Annotated in this window: 5 protein-coding genes and 1 tRNA gene; 1 reads left to right on the plus strand and 5 read right to left on the minus strand. The window is 71.9% G+C overall.

The window, feature by feature from the left end:
* Nucleotides 1-147 precede the first annotated feature (147 nt).
* Entirely contained in the window at nucleotides 148-816 is a 669-nt protein-coding gene (locus ESO86_RS12310) for a response regulator (protein ID WP_129235293.1), read from the plus strand.
* Nucleotides 817-837: 21 nt separating this feature from the next.
* On the opposite strand, the gene ESO86_RS12315 is transcribed toward ESO86_RS12310, so the two are convergent.
* The 5 genes from ESO86_RS12315 to ESO86_RS12335 form a co-directional block, all read right to left on the minus strand.
* Complete coding sequence (locus ESO86_RS12315) at nucleotides 838-1548, minus strand: hypothetical protein (RefSeq protein ID WP_207207112.1); 711 nt, start codon at nucleotides 1546-1548, stop codon at nucleotides 838-840.
* 65 nt (nucleotides 1549-1613) lie between these two features.
* A complete protein-coding gene (locus ESO86_RS12320) occupies nucleotides 1614-2324 on the minus strand; it encodes a hypothetical protein (protein ID WP_129235294.1) in 711 nt (236 codons plus the stop codon).
* Between the two features lie 72 nt (nucleotides 2325-2396).
* Entirely contained in the window at nucleotides 2397-2903 is a 507-nt protein-coding gene (locus ESO86_RS12325; protein WP_242492351.1) for a Dps family protein, read from the minus strand.
* A gap of 201 nt (nucleotides 2904-3104) precedes the next feature.
* A tRNA-Gly gene (locus ESO86_RS12330) sits at nucleotides 3105-3175 on the minus strand.
* Nucleotides 3176-3281: 106 nt separating this feature from the next.
* Nucleotides 3282-4295, minus strand: a 1014-nt coding sequence (locus ESO86_RS12335; RefSeq protein ID WP_422836493.1) for an SCO7613 C-terminal domain-containing membrane protein, incomplete at its 5' end; no start/stop codon positions are given.

Raw genomic sequence — 4295 nt, forward strand, 5'->3', positions numbered from 1 at the left:
CGCGGCGGCGAAGCCGGGCCACGGGCTCGCGGGCCTCGACGAGCGCGTGCGCGGCCTCGGCGGCGTGCTGCTGGTCGACAGCCCGGCCGGGGGACCGACGGTGATCGGCGCCCACTTCCCGTTCACGCCCGTCGATAGGGTGGGCGCGTGAGCGAGACCGCACCGCCCGACGGACCGATCCGCGTCGTCCTCGCGGAGGACTCACTGCTCCTCCGCGAGGGGCTCGTGCGGCTCTTCGACGAGGCCGGCTTCGAGACGGTCGGCGCCTACGGCGACGCCGTGGCCCTGCTCGCCGACCTGGACCGCGCGGCGCCTGAGGTCGCGGTGCTCGACGTCCGCATGCCGCCGACGTTCCGAGACGAGGGAGTCCGGGCCGCCATCGAGCTCCGCCGTCGGCGGCCGGGGATCGGCGTGCTCCTGCTCAGCCAGTACGTCGAGGGCACCTATGCGCACGAGCTGCTCGCCTCCGCCGACGGCGGGATGGGCTACCTGCTGAAGGACCGCGTGGCCTCGCTCGAGGACCTCGAGGATGCGGTGCTCCGCATCCGGGACGGCGGCACCGTGCTCGACCCGCAGGTCGTGCGCGAACTGCTCTCGCGACGCGGCGACCCGCTGGCCTCCCTCACGCCGCGCGAACGGGAGGTGCTGGAGCTCATGGCCGAGGGGCGCACGAACGCCGGCATCGCCGGGCAGTTGTTCATCGGCGTCGGCGCCGTCGAGAAGAACGTGACCTCGATCTTCCAGAAGCTCGGCCTCGAGGACTCGGGCACGGATCACCGGCGGGTGCTCGCCGTGCTGGCCTGGCTGCAGCGCTGACGGGGCGCGCGTCGGCGATGTTCAGTCGCGAGGTGTGGGGTGAAGCGGCGTGTACGTGCCGAAGACCTCGCGGTAGCGCACGTAGCCGATCCGGGCCCACAGCACGAACCAGCCGACCGCGATGACGACGCCGACGCCCACTGCGACGGCGGTCCCACCGCCGAACGCGGTCACGACGGCACCGATGAGCAGCCCGACCATGGCGCTCTCCACCGAGGTGATCACCGTCATCGAGCTGGCGAAGGGCTGGCTCGGGCGCGGACCGAACGGGAAGTAGGTGCGGTGCGCGCCGAGCCGGTCGTCGTTCGCGGAGCTGAGCAGGTACGGGGCGAGCCCGGGATCGAGGTCGAGGTACGCGCCGCGCAGCCGATTCATCGCGATGACGTAGGCGAGGTCCTCGGTCATGCCGTTGAGCACGCGCGTCTGCGTGATGAAGCCGAGCAGGGTGAGCAGCGCCAGCACGCTGATCGCAGCGACGCCGAACCATCCGCGGAATCCGGTCACGTTGCCGAGCACGCTGAGCGTGACCAGACCCGCCGAGACGAGCGTCAGGAAGATCGCGATCCGCGTGAGCAACTCGCTCTGGGTGGTGCTCCGCGACGCGAGGAGGCTCCAGTGCTCGGTCGCGAGCATCTGCGCGCGGAGCGAGCGCTGCGCGTCGGTGAGTCCGTCGGCCGTGGGCCGACGGTCGTCGGCGGACGGAGGAGGGTCGATCCCGGGTGCATCCGACATGGCGGCATTCTGCCCTCGGTCCCCGATCGCCGCACCCCTCGGGACTCGACCGACCCCGGACGCGCTCAGTCGGCGGAGGTCGTCCGCAACGGGGAATGGAGGCGGAACATCGCGGTGTACCCGCGATAGCCGGTCCTCATCCAGGCGGCGATCGAGCCGAGGCCGGCGAGGACCCCGAGGGCGATCGCCAGCCAGATCGGGCCGGCGAGACCGAGCACCACGCCGCCGACGAAAAGGGCGATCACGGCAGCCACGACCACGGAGATGATCATCGCCGAGCTCGCCCAGATCTGGCCCGGTCGCGGGCTGTAGGCGTAGTACGTCTGTGCGCTGCCCGCCTCATCGTCGTTCGCGGAGGTCACGAGGTAGTCGGCGATCCCGGGATCGAGGTCGAGGTACGCGCCGCGCAGCCGGTTCATCGCGATCACGAACATCAGGTCGTCGAGCGAGGCGTTGAAGGCCCGCTTCTGCGTGATGAGTCCGAGCAGCACGAGCAGCAGGAGCACGCCGAGTGCGGCGACGCCGAACCAGCCGCGGAACCCGGTCGCGTTCCCGAGCACGCTGAGCGTGACGAGACCCGCGGACACGAGCGTGAGGTAGATGGCGATGCGCGTCAGCACCTCGCTCTGCGTCGTGCTCCGCGACGCGAGGAGGCTCCAGTGCTCGGTCGCCAGCATCTGGGCCCGCAGCGACCGCTGGGCGTCAGTGAGCCCCTCGGCGCTCGGCCGCTCGGGACCCTGTCGACGTGACGCGTCGGGCCCGGATGCATCCGCCATGGCGGCATTCTGCACCCGGGCCCGCGTCGCCGCGGTCGTCGCCTCGGCGTTTCGGGGCTCAGCCCGCGCGGGTCACTCCACGCTGATGTGGGCTGCCAGGAACCACCGGTCCTTGTCGAGGCCCTGGCGGATGGCGATCGCGACGTCCTGGCTGGCCGGATCGAGCTCCTCGAGCCCGGTGATCGCGGCATTCACGCGCGCGGTCGCCACGTCGATCTGCGCGACGACGTCGGCGATCGTGTCGTCGGAGCGCCGGAACCCGGCCGCCGGGTTCGCGGCGTCGGTGGCATCGGCGATCGTCGCGAGGCGGGCGTCGATCGGCAGGCCGAGCGCGACGACCCGCTCGGCGGCGAGGTCGGCCCACTCCTGGGCGTGGTCGACCACGGTGTCCAGGAACTCGTGCACCTCGAGGAAGTCCCGGCCGCGCACGTTCCAGTGCGCCTGCTTGCCGTTCACCGCGAGCACGGTGAGCTCGTGGACGAGCGGTGTCAAGAACTGCGAGACGCCCGAGGCGACCTCCGGGTCGGCGCCACTCATGGGCGCGTGCGTGCGATCTGCGGTGGTCTTCGAGTCGGTCATGTGGTCCCCTTCCACTCGTACCCTTACGGATGCCACGGTAGGGCCAACGTCCGCCGCCGTCGCGGGATTCCCCGTGGACTCGCAGGGGCTTGACTCCGGCCGAGCGAGGGTGGCGAATCACCGCACCCGCAACGAGAAACGGCTGAACCCGCGTCATCCGCGGGTTCAGCCGTTCAGGATGTCCTGAGACGTCACACTCGGAGGGGATGACGGGAATCGAACCCGCACCATCAGTTTGGAAGACTGAGGCTCTACCATTGAGCTACATCCCCGAGCACCCGCGAGCGGGCACCCGATCATCGTACACGGCGACGGACGCCGGTTCGTGCACGAACGGGTCGTGGCGCGCCTTGCGGCCGGGACGCAGCCGAGCCCGCTTCAGCGCAGCGAACCGATGGTGCGGATGACTCCGCGAGCCAGGCGCATCTGACGCTCGTACGTCGCCGCGATCGTGATCAGGAGCGCGCCGGCGATCCCGAGCCACAACCACCACCACACCGCCTCGTACAGCAGCGTGATCCACGGCCAGAGCTGCGCGACCGTGTGCACGAGCAGCACGGCGCCACCCAGCAGGAGCGGCGCCTGGAGCCGGACCACGGCCCCGATCACGACCGCCGAGACCGCGACGACGCCGAGTGCCACCAGACGCCAGAGTGCGGGGTCGGTCCAGTCCGCGATGAGCGCGGGCACCATGAGCACGGCGAGGCCCGGACCGAGGGCCGGCCAGCTCCCCACCCCTGGCGATCGCCGCATCCGGATCGCTCCGGCGGCGACGAGCGCCGCGCCGATGGGAACCGTGACCAGGTCGAACGGATCGACCGAGCGCATGACGAGCGCCAGCCCGCCGGCGACGACCGCCATGGCGAGAGCGGTCCACCTGAGCGCGGCGCCGGCGAACGGCCGCGACCGCGTCGTGGTGCCGAGCACGTACGCACCGCCCAGGACCACGAGCAGCACCGCCGTGCGGAGGTCGGCGTCGACGCCCTCGGCGATCGCGATCGTGGTCGGGATCGCGGCCAGTGCGAGGGATGCCGCGAGCACTGCCTCGGCCGCGCGCTGCGGCTCGACGCGGTCTCGGACCCAGGGCACGACCGCGACGAGTCCCACCCCGAAGGCGAGGACGGGCCAGAACTCGACGGGAAGCCCGCCGTCTCCGCCTCCGGCGATCGCGGACCCGCGCAGGAGGGCGGCTCCCGTCGCGGCCACCCACCCGGTCGCGACGACGAGCATCCGGATGGGGACGCCGCGGAGGAGATCCGGCGTGAAGCTCCCGGCGATCACGAGCACGGCACCGGTCGCGACGAGCAGCAGCGTTCGCAGCGCCGAGTCGCCCGCCAGGGCGACGCTCGGCAGGACGGCCACGGCCGCCGCCGTCGCGAGGAGCGCGGTGCG

It is taken from the genome of Agromyces binzhouensis, from assembly GCF_004135055.1.
Lineage (GTDB): Bacteria > Actinomycetota > Actinomycetes > Actinomycetales > Microbacteriaceae > Agromyces > Agromyces binzhouensis.

Coding starts and splice junctions, on each gene's coding strand:
- ESO86_RS12325 (WP_242492351.1), bottom strand. CDS start 2,903: ATGACCGACTCGAAGACCACCGCAGATCGCACGCACGCGCCCATGAGT.
- ESO86_RS12315 (WP_207207112.1), bottom strand. CDS start 1,548: ATGTCGGATGCACCCGGGATCGACCCTCCTCCGTCCGCCGACGACCGT.
- ESO86_RS12320 (WP_129235294.1), bottom strand. CDS start 2,324: ATGGCGGATGCATCCGGGCCCGACGCGTCACGTCGACAGGGTCCCGAG.